Below are 26,176 nucleotides of genomic sequence, written 5' to 3' on the forward strand. Positions count from 1 at the left end.
CCTTCGATACAGATCCATGTTGGATCTGTATCATTTTGCGAAATTTTCTTGATTCTCTAACTATTTCACCGATGATGTGAGCTTTGATTTTGGAGCTATCTGATACACCTTACGTTGATGAAAGGATAAAGAACGATGGCTTTTAGCAAAGGTATCCAATTGTTTTTGAGAGAGGGAAGCAGCCCGACTATGAAGCGCTTTATTAAGTGACTTGCGCAAAATCATCCGAGAGGGCTGGATGCTGTACAGATAGTTGGCATACGTCTCATATTCGGAGAAACCAAACTGTTTTTTTCGGTCTATACTTTGGATAATCGCGTTGTACCAGGGTTTCCCATGACGGGACTCAATGACCTGCTTGAGTCGTCTGAGCCATGCTTTTTCAAACAGCATATAGTGAGTAACAAAGGACTTCGGTGAGGGAGCCTTCACGCCTATCAGCTTGCGGTAGGTACGGAAATACTCAGGCTGGCTCCAGCTTCGATAGTAAAATATCGTTTTGCCGTCCTTTCGAAACACATGTGGACGAATTAAAATCGTATCCGCATCAATGACGAGAAAAAAAGAGGCTTTACTGATTTTATCCCCGTTCATTTTGAGCAATTGCTGATATAGCCAGCCTGAGCGGTCCCAGCGCGCTGTACCGTAACGAATATGATTTTTTGTGATGGGCAGGACTGCCTTTTCGTCTACAAATGTACAGTTCCTGCTTGCACACAATCGACGAATTCCAGCGCTTTGCGGTGAAACGATATAAATCGTTCCGATTCGGTGCTGCACGTGACGGCGTAGGCTGTCAATTACCAGCGGTAATGTGGCAATATCTTTATCAATTGCAGGAATCAGAACATCAATTGTAAGCGAACCCTTCCGTGGTTCATCCGATTGCGCTGACATGCTATTCACTCCCTATATATGCAAATGTACGCGTCCGGCGTCTTACAATATCGTATGCCTGGACAGGCGACTTCGACCGGGCAAGGCCAGTCGTCCATTTCCAAGCAGTACAGGGCTGATGTAGCTTTCGGATGGGGAGTTGGTGCATACGATGGATTGATCTTTTTTAACAGGAGCGTTCTACCCTGAGAGTAGAGAGGAGAGGGGCAAGTGAATTCTTCACAAGCGCAGGCTTTGCGCAGCAAGTGGCATAAAACTAAATTGCTGCTCCAGCATCGCGGCATCAAGCCGTTTGTGCCGGATACCCGGAAATATACCAAAGCCAATTTGAAGTCAATGCTGGAGAAGTACGGTATGGTCTACGTAAAACCCGATCGAGGAACATTCGGTAAAGGTGTGATGAGAGTAGAGCAGGAGGAAGGTCAGCGTTTTGCCTATCAACATGAGGAAAAGCGTTTGGAGTTCAAAAATGTAGAGGCACTATATGTCAGCCTCTCGAAGAAAATAGGGAAGAAAAGCTATCTCATTCAAAAGGGAATCCATTTACTGCGTCATCAGAAACGCTACTTTGATATCCGGGTTATGGTGCAGCGCAATGCAAAAGGGCCGTGGGAATCTACCGGAATTATTGGTCGGCTCGGTCATCCACGCAAAATCGTGACCAATTATCATAGCGGCGGCAAGCCGATGGCACTGGAGGAGCTGCTACAGTCTCATTTACCCAAAAGCAAACAGGCTGAGCTGGTAAAGAAACTGAATGCCATGGGCATTACCATTGCCGCCCAACTGCAAAAAACTTATCCGAATTTCCGGCAAATTGGAGTGGACATTGGGCTGGATCGCAGCTCTACTCCATGGATTATTGAGGTGAATACGAAGCCTGACCCGTATATTTTTAACCAGTTAAAAGATAAGTCGATGTACCGCAAAGTATTAAGCTATTGGCGACTGGCCAATCAAAAGAAGAAAGCTACAGGCTCTAAAAAAGCAAAAAGCTCATAAGTGAGGAATCGGTTTGGTGACTGAAGCTCTGAACTGGAGGAATAAAAGGATGAATATCTTATCGATTCATCCTTTTTACATAAATAGCGGAGTTACTTTTTAAACACGCCAGGTAACAAGCTGTTTACGTATAAATGTGATTTGCCCGCTATGATACGTATCATGCAGCATCCACCGCGATAAAGCATAACAAAACGGAAAAACCGTAGCCTATCGAAACGAATGTCATGAAAAAAGTGGAATTGGAAAAGCTATATAAAAAAACAATGAGAACTGAGGTCTTGGTGTATGGAACTATGGGAAACCATGCTAAGGTCTGCATTAGCATTTACCGTCATGATGCTTATTGCACGTATATTGGGAAAACCGACTATTGCGCAAATGACCTATCATGATTTTGTGGCTGCTGTTACATTGGGGGCTATTACTGCGAATATCTCCTATAATGACAAAATAAGCGTTTGGAATTTACTTACAGCCTCGTTGACCTTTACCGGAATTGCTTACTTGCTGATGGTATTTGCCATGAAGAATCGGAAACTGCGAAATTGGTTTTCGGGAAAACCAACCGTGTTAATTCAAGAAGGAAAAATTTTGGAGAACAATATGAGAAAGCTTAAGATTACACTGGATACACTGAATCAGGAGCTAAGGGAAAAAAATATTTTTAATATTCAAGATGTTCAGTATGCCGTACTTGAAATGAATGGGAGCATTTCCGTATTACCAAGGCCGGATTCTAAGCCCGTAACCAGAAAAGATTTGCATTTGGACGTACGTTCCGAACAGACTTTTCCTATTGAATTAGTCATGGACGGGAACATCGTTGACGCTAATTTGAAGGAGAATAACATAACAACAGAGTGGCTGTATTCGCAGGTAAAAAAAGAAGGGATTATCGATAGAAAGTATCAATTATGCCGTAATCAGTTCTGATGGAAATATATATTTTGACGAGTATAAGGATCAAATCGAACATCCTATTGATAAAGAGTGAATAAACCAGGTTCAATAGCTTGCTCCCAATGTTTTAGGGAAAAGGCTATCGAACCTGGGTTCGTTTGTTGCTATACAATAAATTTGAAATTGAACAACCTGTAACTCTATGCTATTCTTATATATTAATAGAGAACAGCGCAGTAATATTTAGTTTCTGCGCCTCTAAACATCAGATGATATGATCAATAGAGGGGAGAACAGCCATGAACTCGGTCATTGAACTTAATAATGTAAGCTGGAAAAGAGATAATCGTACCATACTGGATCAAATCAACTGGAAGGTAGCCGAGGGTGAGCACTGGGCTGTACTTGGACTGAATGGATCGGGTAAAACAACGATGCTGAATATGATCAATGGTTACATATGGCCAACTATAGGCAGTGTAAGTGTGCTGGGACATACGTTCGGGGACGTGGATCTGAGGGAGCTGCGCAAATCTATCGGCTGGGTCAGCTCCTCTCTACAGGAAAGAATCAATGGCAGTCAGCGCACGCAGGATGTTGTCATTAGCGGCAAATTTGCCTCCATTGGACTTTATGATCAAACAACGGATACGGATTATGAGCAAGCCGTACACCTCATGACCCAACTGGGCTGTGCTCACCTCGTGGACCGATTGTATCAGGGATGCTCACAGGGGGAAAAGCAAAAAGTGCTTATTGTTCGCGCGCTAATGGCCTCGCCCAAGCTGCTGATTTTGGACGAGGCGTGTAACGGCCTGGACTTCTTTTCCCGGGAATCCTTACTAACCAGTATTCATCAACTGTCCGAATCGCCAGGTTCGCCGAATTTATTGTATGTTACACATCATATCGAGGAAATTTTACCGATGTACACACATACCATTCTGATTCGCCGGGGTACTGTTTTCGCCAAAGGTAAAACGACAGACATTCTGAGCAGTGAAACGCTTAGTGCCTTTTTTGAAACACCTGTGCAAGTTGAATGGAGACAGGAACGTGCATGGCTCTCTATGGTATAGAGGGTCTTTTTTTCAGCTATCCTGCTACGATCATAATGAGGATAGGCAAAATCAGGAATGAGGCTAACGTGCTCCACAGGATACAGGTGGACACGAGTTTGGGCGATGCATTGAATTTTTGTGCTAAGATGACGGCATTCACAGCAACCGGCATGGAGGCCAGAATAAAGAGAACGGAGAATAGAAGTCCAGATATCCCCAGTATCAGCATGGCAAGGCAGGCTGCAAGCGGAGAGAGCAGAAGCCGGATGATGAGTCCTGCATAGCTTGCTTTTTTAATAGACGGCTCCAGCTTGAAGATTTTTACATAAGCCATCTGGGTGCCAAGGATCGCCAGCACGACCGGAGAATAGGCTGCTGCAATCATCGAGACGCCCGATTGAATCCCGGAGGGCAGATGCCAATCCAGCAGCCGAAGCCCCAGGGCAAGTAGGGCCGCATAGATCGCGGGCAGTGAGAATACCGACTTAACGGCGCTTTGAACAGAAAATTCAGAGCGGGCTGCAAAGTAAACTCCAAGGGTATTGACCAGAATTATCTGGATGACAACATACACAGAGGCCTTATCCAATCCAAGCTGCCCAAAGGCAAGTAAAATGAGCGGCAACCCATAATTCGCACTATTGGTCAGTGTGGAGATCAGGGTAAGTCCGGCCGTTTCAGGGGCGCTCAGCTTGAAGATTTTCCCTGCCAATTGGGCGATTCCCCATAATAGTAGCAAATTCAATAATGAAAAGGCGGCAGTCTGCACCACATCATGCCAGGAGAGCTGTGCTTTGAGCAGCGTGTCCAGAATCATCGCAGGACTTAAAAAGTACAAGTATAAAGTCGAGAGCGGCTTAGTTTCCAGCTTCATGAATTTGCCGAGTAAAAACCCGGCGATCACTGGAAGGGACAGTGGAACGATAACGGATAAAAGAGTTGAAAGTACAATTTGAATCATGAAATCCACTCATCCTTTCTGTAATAACAATTTTCATTATAAGGTGCGGCTTTCGAGCCCGTCCAAGATGAAAATACGATCAAGCTTATAGGTATATACTATGAATCTTTAGTTAGTTATTCTAAATATGCACTAAGTAGAACAACAAAAGGGATGCCCACAGCCATGTGAAAGGCTGGTGGAACATCCCTTTTGTTATGATGAAGCAGATGATCCTGCTGAGTTAAGCAGAAACAACAGCTTCCGCTTTAGTCCGGCACTCATCAGAGCAACAGTGTTGATGCTGCTCTTCGCAGTCTGGACATACGATATGCTGGAGATTGCATACCGGGCAGTTGATATAATGATCGTTTGGTGCTTCACAATGGAAGCATTTGCCGACAATAACGTCCTCGTCGGTGTGGTTAATTGGAATCGAAATCCGTTCGTCAAACACATAGCATTTACCGTCAAACAAGCGTCCTTGTACTTCTGGGTCCTTGCTGTAAGTCACAATGCCGCCATCCAGTTGGGCTACATCGTTAAAGCCTTCTTTGATCAGAAGACCGGACAGCTTTTCGCAACGAATACCTCCGGTGCAATACGTCAGGATTTTCTTGTTCTTAAACTGACTCATATTGTCACGAATCCACTGTGGAAATTCACGGAACGATTCAACTTCCGGGCGAATGGCTCCGCGGAAATGACCGATGTCATATTCATAGTCGTTACGACCGTCCAGTACAACTACATCTTCATCTTGAAGATGCTCGTAAAACTTCTTCGGTGACAAACGCTTGCCGCTAATTTCATTAGGGTCGAGCTCATCCTCATGACGCAGCGTAACAAGCTCCTGACGATGACGTACGAATATTTTCTTGAACGCATGCCCGTCAGATTCATCTATTTTAAAAACAATATCGTGGAATTTCGGATTGGTGCGCAAATCACGAATATACTGCTCTGTTTGCTCTACCGTACCAGACAATGTTCCGTTAATACCTTCCTCAGCAATCAAGATTCTTCCCTTGACGCCCAGCTCCTTGCAATAAGCAAGATGCTCTGCCGTAAAGGTGGCAGGATCTTCAATATTTACATATTTATAAAACAACAAAATTCGATAAGCATGCTCACACACGTAAAATCACCCTCTGATTCAAGTCAAAGTTTTTTAAACAATTTTAAATGTACCACATTCTTTAAGTTAGTCAACATAAATGTATAAAAAGTGGAAATGAAAAAGGTCATGAAGATGACAAGCGACAAAAGTATTACATTATAATAAAATCGTAGTGATACGTGAATTTTGGTAGCTGGATGAGTTCTATGAGATGAAAGGATGAATAGAGATGCAACATCATTTGGTAGCGCATACACCACCCATGGGGTGGAATAGCTGGGATTGCTACGGTGCGGCGGTACGGGAAGAGGAAGTACGAGGGAATGCTCAATATATGGCGGAGCATTTGAAAGAATATGGTTGGGAATATGTTGTGGTGGATATTCAGTGGTATGAGCCGGGAGCTGTATCTTCGCAGTATCGCCCGTTTGTTCCTTTGGAAATGGATTCGTTCTCACGCCTTATTCCTGCTGTTAATCGTTTTCCTTCGGCTGCAGATGGACGAGGCTTCCAAGCTCTGGCGGAATATGTACACAGTCTGGGCTTGAAATTTGGCATACATATGATGAGGGGGATTTCCCGACAAGCGGTACATCAGGATACACCGATCCTGGGAACTACGGCAACGGCTAGACAAATTGCGCATCCCAACTCTATTTGTCCTTGGAATACAGATATGTATGGGGTAGATGCATCCAAGGAGGGGGCACAGGAGTACTATAACTCATTGTTTAACCTATATGCGGAATGGGGTGTCGATTTTGTCAAAGTAGATGACATTGCTGCGTCCCGTCTCTACGATATTCACTTGGTAGAAATTGAGCTGATCAGGCGGGCTATTGCTGGGTGTGGTCGTCCGATGGTGTTAAGTTTGTCTCCTGGTCCTGCACCGCTGGAACATGCATCAGAATTAATTGCAAACGCTAATATGTGGCGCATGACTGACGATTTCTGGGATGTGTGGCCTTTATTATATGGTATGTTTGAGCGCTGTGAGAAGTGGGCAGGGCACGTAGGTCCTGGTCACTGGCCGGATTGCGACATGCTGCCGCTGGGTCATCTGGGTATCCGTTCGGTAGATTCGGTAGAGTCAGGCAGCCATGACCGCTGGACACGCTTCACGAAAGATGAGCAGCTGACATTGATGACCTTGTGGAGTATCTTCCGGTCCCCGCTGATATTTGGGGGAGAAATGCGGGATAATGATGCATGGACACTTTCTTTGCTGACTAATGAAGAAGTACTCGAAGCTCATCGCAACGGTATGGGTGCGCGGCAGGTTTATAGAAAGGATGATCATATCGTTTGGACTTCGCATAACGATGAAGGTCATGTATATGCTGCTTTGTTCAATGCTGCAGATGAAGCATCGAAGGTCCGTGTATCGTTAAAAGAGCTTGGTATTGAAGGACAGGCAAGTGTAAGAGACTTATGGAACCATATAGATATAGGTACCTTGGATCAAGAATTGTCCGCAGATTTACCCCCTCATGGAGCTTCTCTATTTATTTTAAAATAGTATGATATAACGAAGGATATAAGCAGTATTTTAACCCAATCACTCTACCGTAAATGGATGGTACCTACGATAGGGTGATTTTTTTGTTGCAGAAAAAAGATGCATTTTCAGGAATTTTAACGGATTCGACATGGTTCTTGGGAATTTGACATTTGGAACATGTTAATTTTATAAAGTACCTATTGCCATAGAATTTTAAATTATCCAGCGTGAACAGACTCGCGAAAGGGGTCAAATGATGTTAAAACTGAGCCGCAAAAATGAACTGGACGAGCCTTGGCCCTCTAGACAACAAATCCTATGTATCGGGGGAGCAAATCTAGACCGTAAAATTATGATTAAAGATACATTTCAGCTTCACACCTCCAACCCGAGCAGCACCAGGCAGCAATCCTGCGGTGGAGTGGCTCGTAATGTAGCCGAAAATTTGGGGAGGCTAAGCCAGCAGGTCAGCTTGTTGACCGCAGTTGGCGATGATGCCGAAGGTGAATTTATAGTCGAGCAATCTAGACTTTACATGAATGTGATTCCGCTGCAGGTCAAGGGAGAACCGTCAACCGGGGTTTACACTGCTTTACTGGACGAGTGTGGTGAGCTGATTGTAGCGACAGCAGAAATGGAGATTTATGATCAGATTCGTCCTTCAGCTATCCTTGAGAATATCCCCTTAATCACCTCATCTCAACTGGTGCTATTGGATACTAATTTCTCTATGAACGTAATTGCCTCAACCATACTGCTATGCCATGAACATCGGATTCCGCTTGTTGTTTCTTCCGTGTCAGCCTTCAAAATGAGAAGACTTCCTCGAAATTTGAACGGGGTGGGCTGGCTGGTATGTAACCAGATGGAGGCTGAATCCTATTTGGGAATACAACTTACAGATGATCAACAACTACTGGACGCAACCCGAATTTTTCATCAACTCGGGGTTCAAAATGTAATTCTGATCCGGGGAGCTGACAGTGTCCTATTTGCCTCTCAGGATGGAGCCCATGGACAAATTTCTATACAACACGTTCAGGAAGTTATTGACGTCACGGGTGCAGATGATGCTTTTATTGCCGGAATGATATATGGAATTATCCAAGGATACCCAATGGAGCAAGTATGCCAATTCGGAATCAGCTGTGTCGCCTTAACCATTCAAACGGATCGAACGGTTTCAGAGACCATTTCTCTAAATAAACTTCATTCCATGTTCAAGGAGCTGTACGGCACACATTCGCAAAATTTTGTGTTTTTTAAAGGTATGTATTTTAAGGAGAAAGATACATAAATAAAAAAGAAGAGAATCTTACCCACATTTTGTTGCTGAAACTATAAAAGGAGCAGGTCGCTTGATGAACCATCTGAGATACGCCATCGTTTTTCTACCGCTATTCCTCATGTATTTGTTTTTAAAGGGAGGTTCTTTCGCGGTAGGTTTGCTTTATCGGTTGATCTACTCAATGCTGCGCTTACATCGGAGGCTAGATGACGAAATTCTGGCTGTGCAGCACGCCAAACGTATTATCGTAATCGGTTCGCCGGGAAGCGGCAAAACCTTTTTGGCCAAACGTCTTTCCAAGTGGACTCATTTGCCGTACATCTCTCTGGATGATTTGTATTGGGGGCCGGAGTGGAGGCGAAGCACGGACAAACAATTTTTTAAGCAGCTGGACGAAGTGCTCGAAAAGGAAGAATGGATCATCGAAGGGAATTATCATGACTATTATTTTACTGAGCGGCTCCAGCGCTCTGACACGATCATTGTGATGGATGTCAGTACGATCGAGGCGATAACAGGGGTTATTACACGATCGCTTAACCGTTTTCTTTTCTCCAAAGAACTGCCGAAAGAAATAGAGCAGAAAGCGGTTCGTATTTGGGACATTTCACCTCGGTTTGTCCGCTTTGTTGTGGGATTTCGCAGGCGTATACGTCCTAAAATTTGGCCGATTATTATGCAATATGAAAACCAACGAAGTTTGATTATTTTGAAATCAAAGTATCGTTCATGTCTCTGGATGAACTCCAGATAGAAAATTATCTCCTTGACTAGAACTTACGTTTCATGTAAAGTGGTGAAAATTGTAATATATAGGAATAGTGTAGACCAAGGATCAAAGGTTCAATACTCGCTGTACAGAGAAGAAACTCATGGGCTGAAAGGTTTCTCGCCGCGAATGAACGTTTCCCTGCCTTGCGAGCTGTAGCGGAGTATATGATAAACCGTTACCGGTTAGACGCCGTTATCTGATGAAGGACCGCTCATGCCCACGTTAGGTACGAGGTACGGTCAAATTAAGGGTGGTACCACGACACATTCGTCCCTGACGGATGTGTCTTTTTTGCGTATATTTAATCGTGAATACAAGGAGGCAGCTACACATGCGCCAAAGTCGACTATTACTGACAACCTTACGTGAAGCGCCCGCAGAAGCCGAGGTAATCAGCCATCAGCTTTTGCTACGTGCAGGGTTTATCCGTCAATTGGCGGCCGGTATCTATATCTACATGCCGCTCGGCAGACGTGTACTTAGAAAAGTGGAACAAATCGTGCGGGAAGAAATGGATCGGGCAGGGGCTGGGGAGCTGCTAATGCCTGCATTACAGCCAACAGAGCTGTGGCAAGAATCGGGGAGATATAACGTGTACGGACCCGAACTGATGCGTATTCAAGACCGGCATGATCGGGAATTTGCTTTGGGTCCTACACATGAAGAAGTGATTACATCGTTAGTGCGGAATGAGGTGAATTCCTATCGAAAACTACCTGTAACGTTATACCAAATTCAAACCAAGTTTCGGGACGAACGACGTCCCCGTTTTGGATTACTTCGCTGCAGAGAATTTTTGATGAAGGATGCCTATTCTTTTGCTGCCGATTGGGAGGGATTAGACCAAACCTACTGGGCCATGTTCGAGGCATATCATCGTATTTTCACACGCTGCGGTCTAAACTTTCGCCCAGTAGAGGCAGATGCAGGCGCTATTGGTGGTGAAGGCGGAACTCATGAATTTATGGCGCTGGCTGACATAGGAGAGGATACGATAGCGGCATGTAACTGCTGTGAATATGCTGCCAATCTTGAAAAAGCCGAGTCACAAGAATATGTCAGCTATTCTTCTTCTCTCAGCACAGATCCAATGGAGAAATTTCATACTCCAGGTCTACGCACGATAGATCAACTGATTGAAGCGCTTCATATAGAGGCAAAAGACATCATCAAAACACTGATTTATATGGCTGATGATCAACCCATGGCTATAGTAGTTAGAGGAGATCATGAGGTCAACGAAGTAAAAGTTCAACATATTTTAGGTAGTGAAAAATTCGAAATAGCAAGTGCAGATATCGTATCAATGGTAACCGGAACCCCCTCCGGGTATATAGGCCCATTTGGATTGAAGATTCCTGTATGGGTGGATTACGCAGTTGCTCAAATGTCGAATGGCATCGCCGGCGCGAACGAGCTGGATTACCATTATCGCCATGTGAATCCAGGACGTGACATAGAGCTTCGTCATGTAGCGGATTTGCGTAATGTCACAGAAGGGGACAGATGCCCTCGCTGTGACGAAGGGGAGTTGAAGCTTTATCGTGGTATTGAGATTGGACATGTGTTTAAAATCGGTACCCTTTACAGCGAGAAGCTGGGAGCGAATTTTTTGAATGCATCAGGAGCGAAGCAGACGATGATTATGGGATGCTACGGTATCGGTATTTCCCGCATTCTGTCAGCTATAGTCGAGCAAAATCATGATCAAAACGGGATCATATGGCCTTCAACGCTGGCTCCTTTTCAAGTTCATATCATTCCGGTTTCTGTGAAAGACAACCTGCAAATGCAGATTGCCGAGGAATTATATAACCAGCTGCAGAATCAAGGCGTAGAGGTGCTGCTGGATGATCGGGAGGAACGCCCGGGAGTTAAATTTAAAGATTCAGATTTGATAGGTATTCCGGTGAGGATCGTCGTTGGTAAAGATGCTGAGCATGGAAAAATAGAGTGGGTAGAGCGAGGAGCCAGCAACAAGGAGACGATTCATGTCAAAGAAACAAGCAAGCGAATTTTGGACATTCAAGCATTAGCGTCTCGTAAAATATGACCTTCCCCAAGTGTAATCTCATAAAAGCCGGCCATTTGACGTGTCTGAAAACGGATCGGTTTGTGCCGGCCTATGATGATGATATTTTGAATATCAGCAGCGCCTTCCGAGGGTAGCGAAAAAGCAGTAACATAAGCGAATTCCTCACGCAATGTCGTATGAATAGCATTTATCACGTGATCGTGTTCACTTTTACCCATTAAGTTCATGATAATAGAGCCCTCGTCATCCAGCTTTTCTTTGACCAGCTTAAAAAATTCTCTGGATACTAAATGCAATGGCGTACCCTGCTCAGTGAAGGCATCCAAAATAATATAGTCATAAGCATCCGATGCTTCTTGCTCCAAGATGCGACGTCCATCCCCAATCGTCACATTGTCTTTATCGTATCCAAAGAAGGTTCGGCTTAACTTCACGACCAGGGCATCCAGCTCTGCAATCTTAAAGTGTTTTTCTCTAAAATGGCCCGCAATCGTTCCGATTCCATGTCCGATGACAAATACGTCCTCGAATGAAGGGTCGTTCAGCTCCATCAGATGGATGATAGCCCTCGGGTATTCGAACAGGATACGTTGCGGATCATTCAAATCTAACGCACCTTGGACAGCCGCATTTGAAAATTGCATCACACGGAATGAGCCCTTTTCACCGTATAGTTCCAGGGTGTCGTACACCATAATTTCATGGTTATTACTGCGTTTGCTATACAATACATCCAAGTGATTAATCTCCTTCAAGTCATACTTCACCACCATATTAGACATTTATGAGCCTGCTGTCCATAGATTCAGCCAAGCAAATGCCCCTGGTGTCAATGAGCCCAAATTAGGTGGATTTGTTTAATTTTCCATAACGAAGTCGTTTGAACTTGTCCATGTGTCCTTTAGGATATATAATATATAAGGATATAATGAAGTTCGTTGTGTATATTCATACAGGAAGAGAGCGGGATATTATGGGACGTAAGTGGAATAACATTAAAGAAAAGAAGGCATCCAAGGATGCTAATACGAGTCGTATATATGCTAAATTCGGTGTAGAAATTTATGTAGCAGCCAAACAGGGTGAGCCCGATCCTGAATCTAATCGGGTGCTAAGAGTTGTACTGGAACGTGCAAAAACGTACAATGTACCGAAAGCGATCATTGACCGCGCTATTGAAAAAGCAAAAGGTGCCGGCGATGAAAACTACGTAGAGCTTCGTTATGAGGGCTTCGGGCCTAACGGTTCTATGGTTATTGTAGATGCACTGACTAATAACGTAAATCGTACAGCATCGGATGTGCGCTCTGCTTTTACTAAAAATGGCGGCAGCCTAGGTGTAAGTGGATCAGTAGCCTACATGTTTGACTCAACAGCAGTTATTGGTTTGGTAGGTAAAACCGCAGATGAAGTGCTGGAACTGCTGATGGAGGCAGACGTAGAGGTACGTGACATCATCGAGGAAGATGAAGCCGTTATCGTATATGCAGAGCCTGACCAATTCCATGCTGTACAAGAAGCTTTCAAGCAGGCAGGAGTGACTGAGTTTACGGTAGCCGAGCTTACCATGCTTGCCCAAAATGACATCTCACTTCCAGAGGATGCACAGGTGCAATTTGATAAATTGATTGATGCATTAGAAGATTTGGAGGATGTTCAACAGGTATACCACAACGTAGATTCTGAGGAATAATCGGATTGCATCATTACATCTGAGCGTTTTGATAAAATAAACATCCCTAAACCATCGTATTTCGGTACGATGGTTTTTTTGTGAATTAATACTACATAAAGTCATAGGCAGGGAGGTGAACATGAGGTTTGGGAAGAGCTAAAGAATTTGATATTGTTTTTTTCGGCTATTCAGCTTTATATACGTGACGAAACCGAAGCTGTAGTCCATCTTCTCAGTCAACCTGGGAGCATTAAGGATGCAATAACAACGATTTTTAATGAATCTGTCAGAGTTTTGACGGATAAGAGGCGTAAGAGTCCTTATAGACGTAAAACCCCATAATACGGCTCATGTAATTACAGGGCCTCAGTCGATAACCTACAGTGAAGTCGGTAAGATGATTGAAAAGAGACAGGCCAGGCTATCCAGCATATCTCGTTGTCTGATGACACTTACATAATGCTTGATGTTACCTTCCAGTTATTGAAATCATAGGTCCGTCTCTCTCTATCATGAACCAAATCGAGTTTATCTCCATTATAATTCTGATGCATCCACGGATCATCCAGCAGAGGCCAATTAGCATAATTGACTTCTACACCCTGAATTTTACGTGAGGTGGCATACACGATTTCCATCTCTTTACCTGTTAATCCTTTGTAATAGACCCGGGGATTAGTATCGTTAACACTGCTGAAATCCACTATGGTTTTCGTCAGTACAGCCTCAGCAAAGCAGTCAAGCTCTCTAATGCAAGAACCTCCTGCATAGTCCATAAGAGGTGCTGTTTCAACAATGACTGCATTTTTTGCCCCGTCACTCCGCAACGCTCTCTGATAACCTCCATATTTCCACGATTCCGTGTCATAAGGCCAATCGTAAGGTTCTGCCGTCCTGACAGCCATCAGCATTTTACCTGTGTGAAAGAATACCCAGCCGTTCCTGTTGAATGGGTCCTGTTCGATCGTTGCCTTAATTCCGTTATATGAAACAGGGCCGTCGATCCATGTATTTGAATTTGTGATATTGTATACTGTAATGAGTACACCGTCGTCCTGAAGCACTTCCTCCATATTCGTTCCGCCAATCCAATATTCCGAGTTGGACGGATTCAAGTTAATCGGCTCACTGAAGTGTTGTTTCATGAAGAACGTATTTGGTTCGTCACTGTATGTATCCCCCACCCATTTGATACCCCAACGGTGCAGCTGGTTTTGTGCGAGCCGATTGTCCTTTTGACTGAATACGGCATAATCCGGGGTGATGTAGCTTGTCTTATACGGTTTGTTGCTGTTTCTAGACATCCGTTCCTTATGTGTGTAAGTTGTAGAACGGGCTGTTGCTATACGCTTGAAAATGTCTGGTAACTCGTAGTCCGCAACCGTAAATGGAATCGTGGTAAATTTCAGATTGGTTTCATTGCCGAGATATATCGGCTTACGACTGTCTCCAAACAACATCCACAGCAGTACTGCACTCTCATCAAGTGTATATCCCGGCTCTTGCTGCGCATTATATGTTCTGGCCTGACTGGTCACCCAGTACCCATGCAGCCACTCTCCTACGATACTGGCAAAATACCACTCCAACGTCAGTTTGGCCATATTCCTCAATGTCGCATCTTTCAAGTGTTCGGTAATGAACAATAGCGGTCCTACATGATGGATAAAATATGTTGGAGAGTCGTATTCAAAGTACCCCTGTTTTGTAATTGTGGGAAGTTCGGACAGCAGATAGCTTCTGGCGATGGTAGCATAATTCACCGGATAATCTGGCCATTCTTCCGCTCCGACAACCCCGACTGCTGCGTACATGAGCCGTTGATTTTCTGTATTTCCCGATAGAGCCGTCCCATCGGCATTCAAAATGTTAAAACTGAGCATTTTTGCTTTTACTTTATCCTTTAATTCAGGTGTGTAAAACTTTTTAAACTTCATATAAGCTTCCATTACGTTAATTCCCCAGAACATGTCTTTGTTCCGATCCAAATGAATGTTGACGTAGGCAAGTCCAGTGCTGATATCTCCTTTTGAAAATTGTGCCATAGCCGCATAACCACCGACTTTTCGCCCCTGATCGTACTCATGGTAAGGGATAGCCCAATGCTGCTACATCATCGATTACGATCTGTTTGCGCTCCTGTAGTGAGCTTGTTAAAATCTCATTTTTAAACATAATTACAGCCAATCCCCAATAATAGAATAATAACGAGAAAATAGTATGAATTTAACAATGTGAGGGAAAGAGAAACCTAAACACAAATTTGGCTGGGACTTGCTGATTATAATTGTTAGAAGAGATTGTTTTTTGTAATTATAAGGTAGTTGTTTATTAATTTCAATAATTTACAATATTATATTGTGAAAATATTGTATTAGAGTCAATCTGCAATCTACCTGGATTATTTCAGTTAGTTCCCGGGTACGTTTTCTTCTATGTTTTTAGCTGATAATAATTTTAGATTTTAGAAACTTATGAGGAATGACAGGCCCATTGATTTGAGTAATCCTTGTGGACGATCAGCATTTGGTCCGGCGAGGCTAACGATTTATTGATTAATGCTCAGATAGATACGGAAGTGACGGGTGAAGCATTAGGCGGTCGAGAAGCTGTCGAACTGACAAAGCGTATCCATCCACATGAGGTGTTGATGGATGTTCAAATGTCAGAAGGGGGGGATTGAGTCTACCCCGGTGATAATACTACAAAAGATATAGGCTACCGGCTAAAGTGGGATGCCTATATCTTTGTTTACAACGTAATTTTTTAATGAGAGCACGGACAAGACACACGTTCAGCGGATTCTTCAGTGTTCACCCTTTGGGTAAAAAGAATAACCCGGATATTTGACGACAGGCCATTTGTCCTTGCGCAATTGAGAGGTCATATCGGTGCCAACATGTAAATTACTCTGAATTAGTTCTGTCGGTGTAAGAGCCATCCATTGATTTAAGGAAACATCTGCAAAACGATCACTTTTAAACATTTCAAGAAACCAAAGTGTGCTGGTGCCTGTATTTTGAATGTAGTGGCCGTAAGCAAAAGGCACATATCCAACATCCCCGGCTCTGAAATCAAATGTACGGGCTGCACCATTACCGCCAAAGACAGTCATCCGTCCTTGCCCGGCAAGATAGTATTGCCATTCGTCATTATTGGGATGCCAGTGCATTTCCCGCATGGCTCCTGGCTCAATCTCAACAAGAGCAGCTGCGATGGTTTTGGATATTGGAAAATTGGAGGAGTCGACGATTCGTACGCTTCCCCCTGGTGTTTTAATCGGCGGCTGAGCAAGTAATTTATGCTTAAAGGATTGAGGTATCGTACCATAGGGAGAGGAAACCGCTTGGCTTTGAAGAGAACCGGGAACGGCATCCTGATAGATGTATACTTGGTCTTGAGGAATCGATGCAAAATCAGCTTCTGGAACACCAAAATTGGCAGACAGTACATCTTTGGGGGTATGGGCGAACCAATCGGAGATGGATAGGGTGTTTAAATCCGAGAAGCTACCATCATCAAAGACCAGCAAAAATTCGCAGCCGTCTTCAAGACCTTGTATAGAGTGTGGAATGCCGGGTGGGAAGTACCAAAGATCGCCTGGGCCCACATCAGCAATAAAATTACGCCCATCTTGGTCGACTGCCGTAATACGGGCACTTCCCAGCAGCATATAGGACCATTCCGCTTGCTGATGCCAGTGAAGCTCGCGGACACCTCCAGGGGTCAAGCTCATATTCACCCCGGCAAGGGTTGTGGCAATGGGTAATTCCCTGACAGTTACTTCTCTGGACCATCCACCATGATTGAGCTGCATATGGGCGTCTGAAAAAGAAAATCTCATGTTAAGAATGAGTCCATTATCCGTTACGGGTGGAACCAGGAAATCGGGATTTTGCAAATCCCTCATCACATCACGGGGGCCCTTGTCGATGCCCCCAGCGCCATCACTTCTAATGGGCTGTGGAACTCCGCCATTTTTCGAGCAATCATTATGCATGATTTGATCTTCCTCTCTAGGTTGAAGCTAAGGATAAGAGAAAATACGCATAAAGATTTTATGAGCAAACGGTGAGTTTTATGCTGTATGGGTCAGATCTGCAAACTGAGCCTGAATAATTTGAGTCAAATCCCGTGGATTCAACTCCAGTTGGATTCCGATTTTCCCGGCGCTTACAACAATGGCTTCCAGTTCCAATGCGGGCTGGTCGATAAAAGTAGGATAGAGCTTTTTCATTCCGATCGGCGAGCAGCCGCCGCGAATATATCCTGTATGCTTTTGCAGATCTTTGACTGGGAGCATCTCGATTTTCTTCTCTCCCGCGGATTTGGCGGCCTTTTTAAGATCAAGCTCTTTATGTACAGGAATTACAAAAACAAACAAATTTTGTTTGCTGTGTGCAACCAACGTTTTAAAAACCGCTTCCGGCGCTCTTTTGATCTTTTCGGCTACGTTCATACCGTCTATTTTGCCATCTTGGTGATCATAACTCAAAATATTGTAGCTTATGTGCTGCCCATCCAGTATGCGCATAGCGTTTGTTTTGCTAGTACTCATCTTATTTCTTCCTTTCCTAACTCATGCGAGGTAATCGCTGCAACTAGAGTCGTTCCAAGGAATCCACGTAGTCTTTTGCTTCTTTTAAAGAGAGATCCCTGGCTGTTCGCAACTCTTTTATCGCTTGAATCTTTTTTCCTTCTCTAATCAGCATAATCAGTCTTTCATTGATATCATCTGAAGCTCCTGTATGTTGGAGATGTGGGGCAACGGTAGGGAATGAGTCTGACAGCAATGTTCCCGGTATTCCTGAACGATTCTCAAGACGCTCCACATCGGATTTCAAGTCATTAAGCCGAGATTGAAGGCTGTAGACCTTGATCAACAGTATGACGGAGAGGATCAATGCGATCATGGCAATGTATTCTATAGTTGACATTGGAATTCCCCCTATTTCACTTGATTGTCTTCAGAAATGGCACACTAAAAATCAGTTCCTTATGAATAGTATAGCACAATGCTTTAAGGGAATAGGGGGATACACATCTCTATATGTGTCACCTTATAACGGTCTATTTTTTTCAAGCGATGTATCCACGAATTTATATCGAGGGTGCTCCGTTTTCTAATCCAATAAGGCTGCAAATTGACTTTTTGTAAACCAAAAGCTATATTACAGCTTATTATAACCGTTTTAATAAATCCTTGAAAAGGAGTGTATTCCAATCCAGCCAGTCTCCAATAATACCATTCGGGTCAAACAAATAAATGTAGAGTTAGTTAAAAACACACTAAAATCCAAGGAATATGCTACCAAATCGTCCATAGCCAGCATTACAGGACTTAGTGTGGCAACCTGCGGGAATATTTTGAAAGAGCTGCTTCAAACGGGAGAAGTATTAGAGATGGAATTGGAAGAATCCAACGGTGGACGTCCGGCAAGACGGTACAAATATAACGCCGATTATTCCTATATCATCTGTTTAAACGTAAAAACGGAAGGCGGAGTACTTTCCCTCACTTACGCTGTTGCCAATTTACTGGGTGAGATCATTGCAGAAAAGACCTCAATTGTGCCTTATATTGATTACGAGGTAATAGAAACCCAAATTGGAGAACTGATTCATAACTATGGCAATGTCAAAGCCATTGGGATTGGCATTCCAGGGGTTGTCCATCAAGGGGTGATCGATGTTTGTGATATTGACCTGCTCATAGGCGTACCTGTAGGGCCGCGTCTTCAAGACAAATATGGGTTGGAAGTTATTATGGAAAATGATATGAATCTGACAGTTTATGGGTTTTATAACATGCAAAATTTTGATGAGGACAAAACCTTCGCCATTGTTAACTTTCCCAAGGACCATTTTCCGGGAGCAGGTTTTATTGTTGACGGACATTTGTTAAAGGGAAATACCAAATTTGCCGGGGAAGTTTCATTTTTACCTTTTGATTTGACGAGAGAAGAACAGCTTAAACAGCTAAATAGCACTCAAGGGTTTGTTCCTCTGGCAGTCAAAACGATAACTTCCATTATTGCGATTATGGATCCTGTATCTATCGCTTTGACCGGAGAGCTATCCAAGCCGGCTTTGTTGGCCGATATTTATAACGGCTGTTTAAAGGACATCCCCAAAGAGCATATGCCAGAGATTTTTGTGAAGAACGATACCTATGAAGAGTACATGAACGGGTTGATTTCGGTTACCCTTGAAAGTCTGACATACCATTTGCAATTAGTGGAAAAAAGAAAATAGAGAAGTGAAAATTTGGAGATCATACCACTATAGGCTCTGAAAGTGTAGTGGTCACATGTACTGTGATACTCACTGCCGCTGAGAATTTAAAAAATACTTGACATGAAACGCGTTACAAACCTTAAGATTCAATTAGAAGTACTTTATAACACATCAGCATAGAGGTAACGTATTTCTATCCTAGTTTATGAAAAAAAAATCAGCAAAGGCGGAGAAAATATGAGTACACAGTTTCCAAAAGATTTCCTGTGGGGCGGAGCAGTTGCTGCGAATCAGCTTGAAGGCGCTTATCAAGAGGATGGAAAAGGCTGGTCCATTCAGGATGTAACTCCTCGCGGTGGTTGGGGACCGATTACGGATGTGCCAACAGAAGATAATATGAAGTTGATCGGTATTGATTTTTATCATAATTATAAGGAAGATATCAAACTTTTTGCCGAAATGGGCTTTAAAGTGTTCCGTACTTCCATCGCTTGGTCGCGTATTTTTCCTAAAGGGGATGAACTGGAGCCTAACGAAAAGGGCCTGCAATTTTATGATGATTTGTTTGACGAGCTTCATAAATACGGTATTGAACCTCTCGTTACATTGTCTCACTATGAAACACCTTTACATCTATCCAGAGAATATGACGGTTGGGTAAACCGCAAGCTGGTTGATTTTTATGAGCGCTATGCTACGACTGTATTTAAACGCTACAAAAATAAAGTAAAATACTGGTTGACCTTTAATGAAATCAACTCCATTCTTGAAGCACCATTCATGAGTGGCGGGATTAGCACACCAAAAGATCAGCTGAGTGAGCAAGATCTTTATCAAGCCATTCACCATGAGCTTGTGGCGAGTGCGAGAGCAGTAAAAATCGGTCATCAAATCAACCCTGATTTCAAAATCGGTTGTATGGTGCTGAGCATGCCTACGTATCCGCTGACACCTAATCCAGACGATGTGATCGCTGCAATGGAGTTTGATCACAGAAACATGGCCTTTGCAGATATTCATGCAAGAGGTCAATACCCAGGCTACATGAAACGTTTCTTTAAAGAAAAAGGAATCACGATTCATTTTGAACCAGGTGACGCTGAAGATTTGAAGCATACCGTTGATTTTATCTCGTTCAGCTATTACATGAGCACTTGTGAAACGGCTGACCAAGCCAAGAAAACGAAAGGTGAAGGTAACATCCTTGGCGGTGTTAGCAATCCGCATCTTGAGGCTAGTGAGTGGGGCTGGCAAATTGATCCGCAAGGTCTGCGTTATGTACTGAATACGTTTTATGATCGCTTCCAAAAACCACTATTCATCGTTGAAAATGGTTTGGGCGCCGTTGATGAGCTTATCACCAATGAAAAAGGTGAAAAAACCGTCGAAGATGACTACCGCATCAACTACCTGAATGATCATTTGGTTCAAGTTGGAGAAGCGATTGAGGACGGAGTAGAGGTTATGGGCTACACGTCTTGGGGCTGTATCGACCTTGTCAGCGCATCGACTGCTCAGCTTAAAAAGCGTTATGGTTACATTTATGTAGACCGTCATGATGATGGCAGCGGTACACTGGAAAGATATCGCAAAAAATCGTTCCACTGGTACAAAGAGGTTATTGCCACGAACGGCAAAAGCCTTAAACGTTAATTTATAAATAAACTAGTGATTAAGTTTTAAATATACAACGAAGGTTATACGTAGCGACCGCTTCTGCTCTTTTACGGGAAGCGGTCGCTAATTTTTTAGGGCATTGGCAACCGAATTGTCAAGCTAAGTGCGACAGAGCTTTCATGAATAATTCGTAAGCGGCATTTTATTGATAATTGGTGATAAATAGATTGGACAAAAGTAAATTATTGAGATACATTAGGACTTATTAAAACATCAATAATAACTATATAGGCCACGAGAAGTAGATCATGAATTTCGCAGAAAGCTACTGAAAAAGCATTGAAAAGTTGAGCCCAGTATAAATGAAGGTTTTTAGGATGAGGGCCACAGAAGGAGGAAAATAGTGAAGATTGAACATGTAGCGATCTGGGTCAGAGACTTGGAGAAAATGAAGAGCTTTTACGAGCAATACTTTGATGGGAAATCTAACGATAAATATTATAATGCGACAAAAGGATTTGAGTCCTATTTTATCACCTTTAAGGATGGAGCAAGGTTAGAGGTTATGCGTCAAACAGGAGTAGATCATTCACCACAGATCAATACTACAGGCTGGGCTCATGTGGCATTTTCCGTTGGAAGTAAAGAACTGGTGAATGAAAAGACAGAGCAGCTCATGCATGCAGGATATGAAGTAGTGGGTCAGCCAAGATTAACAGGTGACGGTTATTATGAAAGCGTAATTAAAGATCCAGAGGGTAATTTGATAGAAATTTCAATGTAATATCTAGATAAACGGAGTGAGGACAGGCAATGACAGAAAAATAAAAATCACAATTAGGACTCCTGTACAATGGGTCATCCTCTTGATGTGGAACAACGTAATGAGTGATTGGAGATTGTATTTCCAATCACTGTGGGCAATAATGTGTAGATCGGTGGTAATGTCAGCGTTCTGGCTGGTGTAACTATAGGCGATGATTTCCGTAAAATCACCGAATATGATAAGCACAAGTATAGAAGGAATTAATAATAAACTACAGCTCATTCGGAGCTGTAGTTTTGTGTCTTAAAAGAATATTACCCAACGGAAGAAACATTTTTGCACAGATTTGTTCAGGGAATAATGTAATAATGGGCTTAAGAGGGATATTTTCTAATTATTCAGCAAATTACAACAGCCTATTCAGAAAGGAAAGAACAATCATGAAATTGATGTGTATATCAGATATTCACGGCTCGCTGCACTGGTTGCAATTGGCGCTTGAAAAGTTCAGAGAGGAGAAAGCTGACCGTCTTGTCCTGCTCGGAGACTATATGTACCATGGGCCGCGCAATCAGCTGCCGGAAGGATATAACCCAGCAGAAGTAGCTGCTTTGCTGAATCAGTACAAGCCGCATATTGCGGTGTCTGTCCGCGGGAATTGCGATGCAGAAGTGGATCAAATGCTGCTTGAATTTCCGATGATGGGTGATTATGCCTTGTTATACCATGAAGGGCGGCGCATCTATGTGACCCATGGACATGGCTTTAGTATCGGAAATTTACCGCCACTGGAAGCGGGAGATGTGTTCATTCAGGGACATACTCATATTCCAGTAGCGGACGTGGAAAATGGAGTCTTTGTTCTGAACCCCGGTTCGATCGCGCTGCCAAAAGAAAACTATCCATCCTCTTACGGTGTGCTGGAGGGAGCGCAATTCACCGTGAAGGATTTTGATGGCAATACGGTGAAAGCCATCACATTTTCAAAGTAATTTCCGTCCATATATATGTAAAACGTTCAAAAATTTTCGCCTCTGATTGAGACAAAGATCATATTATTGTATGATAGGAGCGGAGTCTGTCCGTCTTGTTCATTAGACATCGTTGTTCAGCTATAGATAAGGCTCCATATTATGAAAAAGAAAGAGAGCTTCAATCCATGCAAATTAAGGATTCACATTATAAGATGCCGCCTGAATGGGCGCCGCATGAACGTACGTATATTTCCTGGCCAGTACAGTCTTCTATGGTCTACCCGGATATGCATGTCGATGTATGCACGGGCTACGCCGGAATAGTACGCGCTATGGCAGAGTTTGAACCGGTTACTGTGGTCGTAAATCCGGCTGATCTGGAGAGCGTACGGGCGCTTGAACTCGGGGAAAGGGTGGAGCTGCTGCCGATTGAGCACAGCGATGCATGGCTGCGCGATAACGGTCCCACATTTCTCACCAACGAGCATGGCCAGTTGGCAGGTGTGAACTGGAAGTTTAACGCTTGGGGCGGCAAATACGCTCCATGGGATCTGGATGATCAGGTTGCACCGCAAATTTTGGACAAGCTTGGAGTTCCGCGGTTTGATGCACCGCTTGTGATGGAAGGCGGCTCCTTGCACGTAGACGGTGAAGGCACACTTATTACCACAGAAGAGTGTTTGTTAAATCCGAACCGTAATCCAGAGCTAAGCAGAGAAGACATTGAACGGTACGTGTGCGAGTATACAGGTACCGAGAAAATCATCTGGCTGAAACGTGGACTGAGTGGCGACGAAACGGACGGCCATGTGGACAATATTGCTTGCTTCGCTGCTCCCGGCAAGGTCATTATGCAAGTATGCGATGATCCTGAGGATGAAAATTACGAAATTACGCAAGAAAATCTGCGCATTCTGGAGCAAGCAACAGATGCCAAGGGTCGCAAGCTGGAAGTGATTCGGATCGGCCAGCCGCCGCGAGTGGATTATGAAGATAGCCGATTGACACTGAGCTATATTAACTTCTACTTTGTGAACGGCGGTATTATTTTGCCGGTGTTTGGCGGCACTGCCGCTGAGAGCGATCTTGTAGCCCAACAGGTGCTGGCAAAAGTATTTCCAGATCGCAAGATCCGCACCGTAGATGGTATGGCAGTTATCCGTGAAGGCGGAAACGTGCACTGCACAACTCAGCAGATGCCTGCTGTAAATGGCTAAACTATACGATATTTAAGAGGAGGACTAAAACTAAAGTGAGAAAAGTAAAAGTGGCAGCAACTCAAATGAGCTGCTCTACCCATATCGACGAAAATATTAGCAAAGCTGAAAAGCTGGTGCGTGAAGCGGCGGCGCAAGGCGCGCAAATTATTTTGCTGCAGGAATTGTTCGAGACTCCGTACTTCTGTCAGAAGGAGAAGTCTGATTATTATGTATATGCAACTGAGCTTGAGCACAACAAGGCGATTAATCATTTCAAGAAGATTGCCAAGGAATTGCAGGTTGTGCTGCCAATCAGTTTTTATGAAAAGAAAAACTACGCTCGCTACAACAGTCTTGCTGTAATTGATGCGGATGGCGAAGTGTTGGGTAAATACCGCAAAAGTCACATCCCGGACGGTCCGGGGTATGAGGAAAAATTTTATTTTAATCCGGGCGATACCGGTTTTAAAGTATGGAATACACGTTATGCCAAAATTGGAGTAGGCGTGTGCTGGGATCAATGGTATCCTGAGGCGGCTCGTTGTATGGCGCTCATGGGCGCAGAAATTTTATTTTATCCGACAGCGATTGGTTCGGAGCCGCAGGATTCTTCCATTGACTCCAAGGATCACTGGCAGACCTGCATGCTGGGTCACGCTGCTTCCAACCTGATTCCAGTCATTGCCTCCAATCGTATTGGAACTGAAACGGATGAGGATTCCAGTATCAACTTCTACGGCTCATCCTTTATTGCCGGGCCTCAAGGTAACAAGATTGCAGAGGCTGGTCGCACCGATGAGGAAGTGCTTACCGCCGAATTCGACCTGGACGAGTTGGAGGTGGGACGGATTGAATGGGGCATTTTCCGCGACCGTCGCCCGGAGCTATACAAAATGATTGCTACCTATGATGGTGAATTGAAGTTGTAGTGGAATAGAAATAGAAGTATAATCTTTGTTCACATAAAAGGAACATTCCTCACAGGTTTGTTCCTTTTTTATGTCAGACTCCATTTAATCTAATGATTTAAACTATAATTTAATACATAAAATAGCCTTAGAATTTATGGATTGTATGATATAAAATCAAGTCAAAAGGAATGATCGTACTCAACGAAACCTCGATATTCTTTAAAGTGAAAAAAATCACATACAAGAATCCTTTAATGAATACTTGAAATTGAAACTTGCAAACTCGTAAGGAGGAAGAACTATGAACCACTATCCTGTTATCTTTGAAACTCTGACAATACGGCGTATGACGTTGAAAAACTGGATTGTAATGCCCCCAATGGGAACTAACTTTGCTGCTAGAAGGTGGTAACACACTGGAAGATACACTGGAGTTATTGGAGTATCTTAATGATGAGGTAGATATTCTGAACGTTTCTGCTGCTCTGAATGATTCTATCCAGTTCCAGATTGACGGAATGAACCTGCCGGATGGTTGGCGTTCTTATATGGCCAAAGCGGTGAAGGAAAAGTTCGGGAAGGTCACGATGACCTCTGGTAATATTCGGAGCCCGCAGGCTGCGCAGGATATTTTGGAGAGAGGTGACGCTGATCTTCTGGCAATGGGTAGAGGCTTGATGGCAGAACCGAACTGGGTGCTTAAAGTGCAAAACGGCTATGAACATTTCCTTAGAAAATGCATGTAGGCTGCACAGGAACCCTCTTTGAGGAAAAACCAGAGTTGAGCGATGATGCCGTCACTGGGCAAAGACCTGGATATGATCACCCGAATTTCCATGATGAAAATGGTAGAGGAGCGGGAAGTGAATGTCCATACGGAAACGGCTTTAACAGAAGTGTGCAGCGACCACTTCAAAATAAAGCATGAATAACAGGAGTTCGAGATTCATTTTGATCTTGGATTCGTATGCTTGGGTATGCGTTCATACAGTCCGCTTATGGATAGCTTGCTCGAATATGGTAAAGATCATCAAGTGGAAGTTGTTAATATCGGGGATAGCAAACAAGCTCGTCGTATCATAGATGGCACCCATGAAGGCCGTAATATTCTAAAAACCATTCAAAGGGTAGACGAATTCAAAAATTCATGGCAATTCATTCGTTTACAAGGTTGAAGAGACAGCATTGTCTTTTCAACCTTTTTTATTGGGCGCACGCTATCATTGTAAGTATTGATTTTCTTGCGAAATTAAAGGTAAGCTATGGAGGAATAGGGGG

Annotated in this window: 23 protein-coding genes and 1 pseudogene; 16 read left to right on the forward strand and 8 right to left on the reverse strand. The window is 43.6% G+C overall.

The annotated features are described in order from the left end of the window. Nucleotides 1-60: 60 nt before the first annotated feature. Nucleotides 61-897, reverse strand: coding sequence for a DUF6492 family protein (locus tag LCF57_RS10300; RefSeq protein ID WP_226000606.1), 837 nt, complete (start codon nt 895-897; stop codon nt 61-63). A 210-nt stretch (nt 898-1,107) separates the two neighbouring features. Here LCF57_RS10300 and LCF57_RS10305 point away from each other — a divergent pair, with 210 nt between their 5' ends. The 3 genes from LCF57_RS10305 (at nt 1,108) to LCF57_RS10315 (ending at nt 3,881) form a co-directional block, all read left to right on the forward strand. Then, a complete protein-coding gene (locus tag LCF57_RS10305; protein WP_226000607.1) occupies nt 1,108-1,899 on the forward strand; it encodes a YheC/YheD family protein in 792 nt (263 codons plus the stop codon). Nucleotides 1,900-2,187: 288 nt separating this feature from the next. Next, on the forward strand, nt 2,188-2,835 hold the full coding sequence (locus tag LCF57_RS10310; RefSeq protein WP_226000608.1) for a DUF421 domain-containing protein: 648 nt from the start codon (nt 2,188-2,190) through the stop codon (nt 2,833-2,835). A 266-nt stretch (nt 2,836-3,101) separates the two neighbouring features. Then, a complete protein-coding gene (locus LCF57_RS10315; protein ID WP_226000609.1) occupies nt 3,102-3,881 on the forward strand; it encodes an ABC transporter ATP-binding protein in 780 nt (259 codons plus the stop codon). A gap of 16 nt (nt 3,882-3,897) precedes the next feature. On the opposite strand, the gene LCF57_RS10320 is transcribed toward LCF57_RS10315, so the two are convergent. Both LCF57_RS10320 and LCF57_RS10325 read right to left on the reverse strand, forming a co-directional pair. Further along, nucleotides 3,898-4,824, reverse strand: coding sequence for an AEC family transporter (locus LCF57_RS10320; RefSeq protein ID WP_226000610.1), 927 nt, complete (start codon nt 4,822-4,824; stop codon nt 3,898-3,900). Between the two features lie 223 nt (nt 4,825-5,047). Then, the gene (locus LCF57_RS10325) at nt 5,048-5,941 is read right to left on the reverse strand and encodes a rhodanese-related sulfurtransferase (RefSeq protein ID WP_226000611.1); all 894 of its coding nucleotides are present in this window, start codon (nt 5,939-5,941) and stop codon (nt 5,048-5,050) included. A 211-nt stretch (nt 5,942-6,152) separates the two neighbouring features. Here LCF57_RS10325 and LCF57_RS10330 point away from each other — a divergent pair, with 211 nt between their 5' ends. The 4 genes from LCF57_RS10330 to LCF57_RS10345 all read left to right on the forward strand — a co-directional run bounded on the left by LCF57_RS10330 (nt 6,153) and on the right by LCF57_RS10345 (nt 11,537). Continuing rightward, the gene (locus LCF57_RS10330) at nt 6,153-7,442 is read left to right on the forward strand and encodes a glycoside hydrolase family 27 protein (protein WP_226000612.1); all 1,290 of its coding nucleotides are present in this window, start codon (nt 6,153-6,155) and stop codon (nt 7,440-7,442) included. Between the two features lie 235 nt (nt 7,443-7,677). Beyond that, nucleotides 7,678-8,721 (forward strand): carbohydrate kinase family protein, encoded by a 1,044-nt coding sequence (locus tag LCF57_RS10335; RefSeq protein ID WP_318840654.1) that lies wholly within the window; start codon nt 7,678-7,680, stop codon nt 8,719-8,721. Between the two features lie 64 nt (nt 8,722-8,785). Further along, nucleotides 8,786-9,466 (forward strand): adenylate kinase, encoded by a 681-nt coding sequence (locus LCF57_RS10340; protein ID WP_226000614.1) that lies wholly within the window; start codon nt 8,786-8,788, stop codon nt 9,464-9,466. A 349-nt stretch (nt 9,467-9,815) separates the two neighbouring features. After that, nucleotides 9,816-11,537, forward strand: a complete 1,722-nt coding sequence (locus LCF57_RS10345; RefSeq protein ID WP_226000615.1) for a proline--tRNA ligase — start codon at nt 9,816-9,818, stop codon at nt 11,535-11,537. Here the strand turns inward: LCF57_RS10345 and LCF57_RS10350 are convergent. Then, nucleotides 11,510-12,274: a spermidine synthase gene (locus LCF57_RS10350; RefSeq protein ID WP_226000639.1), complete on the reverse strand. Its 765-nt coding sequence runs from the start codon at nt 12,272-12,274 to the stop codon at nt 11,510-11,512. The two genes, LCF57_RS10345 and LCF57_RS10350, sit on opposite strands and share 28 nt — an antisense overlap. A gap of 218 nt (nt 12,275-12,492) precedes the next feature. Between LCF57_RS10350 and LCF57_RS10355 the strand changes: the two genes are divergently transcribed. Then, the gene (locus tag LCF57_RS10355) at nt 12,493-13,212 is read left to right on the forward strand and encodes a YebC/PmpR family DNA-binding transcriptional regulator (protein ID WP_013310214.1); all 720 of its coding nucleotides are present in this window, start codon (nt 12,493-12,495) and stop codon (nt 13,210-13,212) included. A gap of 434 nt (nt 13,213-13,646) precedes the next feature. Here LCF57_RS10355 and LCF57_RS10360 read toward each other — a convergent pair whose 3' ends face one another. Then, on the reverse strand, nt 13,647-15,239 hold the full coding sequence (locus tag LCF57_RS10360; RefSeq protein ID WP_226000616.1) for a hypothetical protein: 1,593 nt from the start codon (nt 15,237-15,239) through the stop codon (nt 13,647-13,649). Nucleotides 15,240-15,703: 464 nt separating this feature from the next. On the opposite strand from LCF57_RS10360, the gene LCF57_RS10365 reads away from it, so the two are divergent. Further along, on the forward strand, nt 15,704-15,877 hold the full coding sequence (locus LCF57_RS10365) for a hypothetical protein (protein ID WP_226000617.1): 174 nt from the start codon (nt 15,704-15,706) through the stop codon (nt 15,875-15,877). 123 nt (nt 15,878-16,000) lie between these two features. Here LCF57_RS10365 and LCF57_RS10370 read toward each other — a convergent pair whose 3' ends face one another. The 3 genes from LCF57_RS10370 to LCF57_RS10380 form a co-directional block, all read right to left on the reverse strand. Continuing rightward, nucleotides 16,001-17,194 carry an oxalate decarboxylase family bicupin gene (locus LCF57_RS10370; RefSeq protein WP_226000618.1) on the reverse strand — a complete coding sequence of 398 codons (1,194 nt, stop codon included), beginning with the start codon at nt 17,192-17,194 and terminating at the stop codon, nt 16,001-16,003. A 78-nt stretch (nt 17,195-17,272) separates the two neighbouring features. Then, the gene (gene ybaK / locus LCF57_RS10375; protein WP_226000619.1) at nt 17,273-17,752 is read right to left on the reverse strand and encodes a Cys-tRNA(Pro) deacylase; all 480 of its coding nucleotides are present in this window, start codon (nt 17,750-17,752) and stop codon (nt 17,273-17,275) included. Nucleotides 17,753-17,795: 43 nt separating this feature from the next. Further along, nucleotides 17,796-18,131: a ribosomal protein L7/L12 gene (locus tag LCF57_RS10380; protein ID WP_226000620.1), complete on the reverse strand. Its 336-nt coding sequence runs from the start codon at nt 18,129-18,131 to the stop codon at nt 17,796-17,798. 409 nt (nt 18,132-18,540) lie between these two features. On the opposite strand from LCF57_RS10380, the gene LCF57_RS10385 reads away from it, so the two are divergent. The 7 genes and pseudogenes from LCF57_RS10385 to LCF57_RS10415 all read left to right on the forward strand — a co-directional run. Continuing rightward, nucleotides 18,541-19,449: an ROK family protein gene (locus LCF57_RS10385; protein ID WP_226000621.1), complete on the forward strand. Its 909-nt coding sequence runs from the start codon at nt 18,541-18,543 to the stop codon at nt 19,447-19,449. 219 nt (nt 19,450-19,668) lie between these two features. Beyond that, nucleotides 19,669-21,084 carry a glycoside hydrolase family 1 protein gene (locus LCF57_RS10390; protein WP_226000622.1) on the forward strand — a complete coding sequence of 472 codons (1,416 nt, stop codon included), beginning with the start codon at nt 19,669-19,671 and terminating at the stop codon, nt 21,082-21,084. Nucleotides 21,085-21,451: 367 nt separating this feature from the next. Beyond that, nucleotides 21,452-21,832, forward strand: coding sequence for a VOC family protein (locus LCF57_RS10395; protein WP_025718240.1), 381 nt, complete (start codon nt 21,452-21,454; stop codon nt 21,830-21,832). A 422-nt stretch (nt 21,833-22,254) separates the two neighbouring features. Further along, a complete protein-coding gene (gene yfcE / locus LCF57_RS10400) occupies nt 22,255-22,806 on the forward strand; it encodes a phosphodiesterase (RefSeq protein WP_226000623.1) in 552 nt (183 codons plus the stop codon). A gap of 167 nt (nt 22,807-22,973) precedes the next feature. Then, nucleotides 22,974-24,005: an agmatine/peptidylarginine deiminase gene (locus LCF57_RS10405; RefSeq protein WP_226000640.1), complete on the forward strand. Its 1,032-nt coding sequence runs from the start codon at nt 22,974-22,976 to the stop codon at nt 24,003-24,005. A gap of 35 nt (nt 24,006-24,040) precedes the next feature. Then, nucleotides 24,041-24,916 carry an N-carbamoylputrescine amidase gene (gene aguB / locus LCF57_RS10410; RefSeq protein ID WP_226000624.1) on the forward strand — a complete coding sequence of 292 codons (876 nt, stop codon included), beginning with the start codon at nt 24,041-24,043 and terminating at the stop codon, nt 24,914-24,916. Between the two features lie 383 nt (nt 24,917-25,299). After that, nucleotides 25,300-26,073, forward strand: a pseudogene (locus LCF57_RS10415) (2,4-dienoyl-CoA reductase); the annotation flags it as partial. Between the last annotated feature and the right edge of the window lie 103 nt (nt 26,074-26,176).

The organism is Paenibacillus sp. BJ-4, assembly GCF_020404765.1.
Classification (GTDB): domain Bacteria; phylum Bacillota; class Bacilli; order Paenibacillales; family Paenibacillaceae; genus Paenibacillus.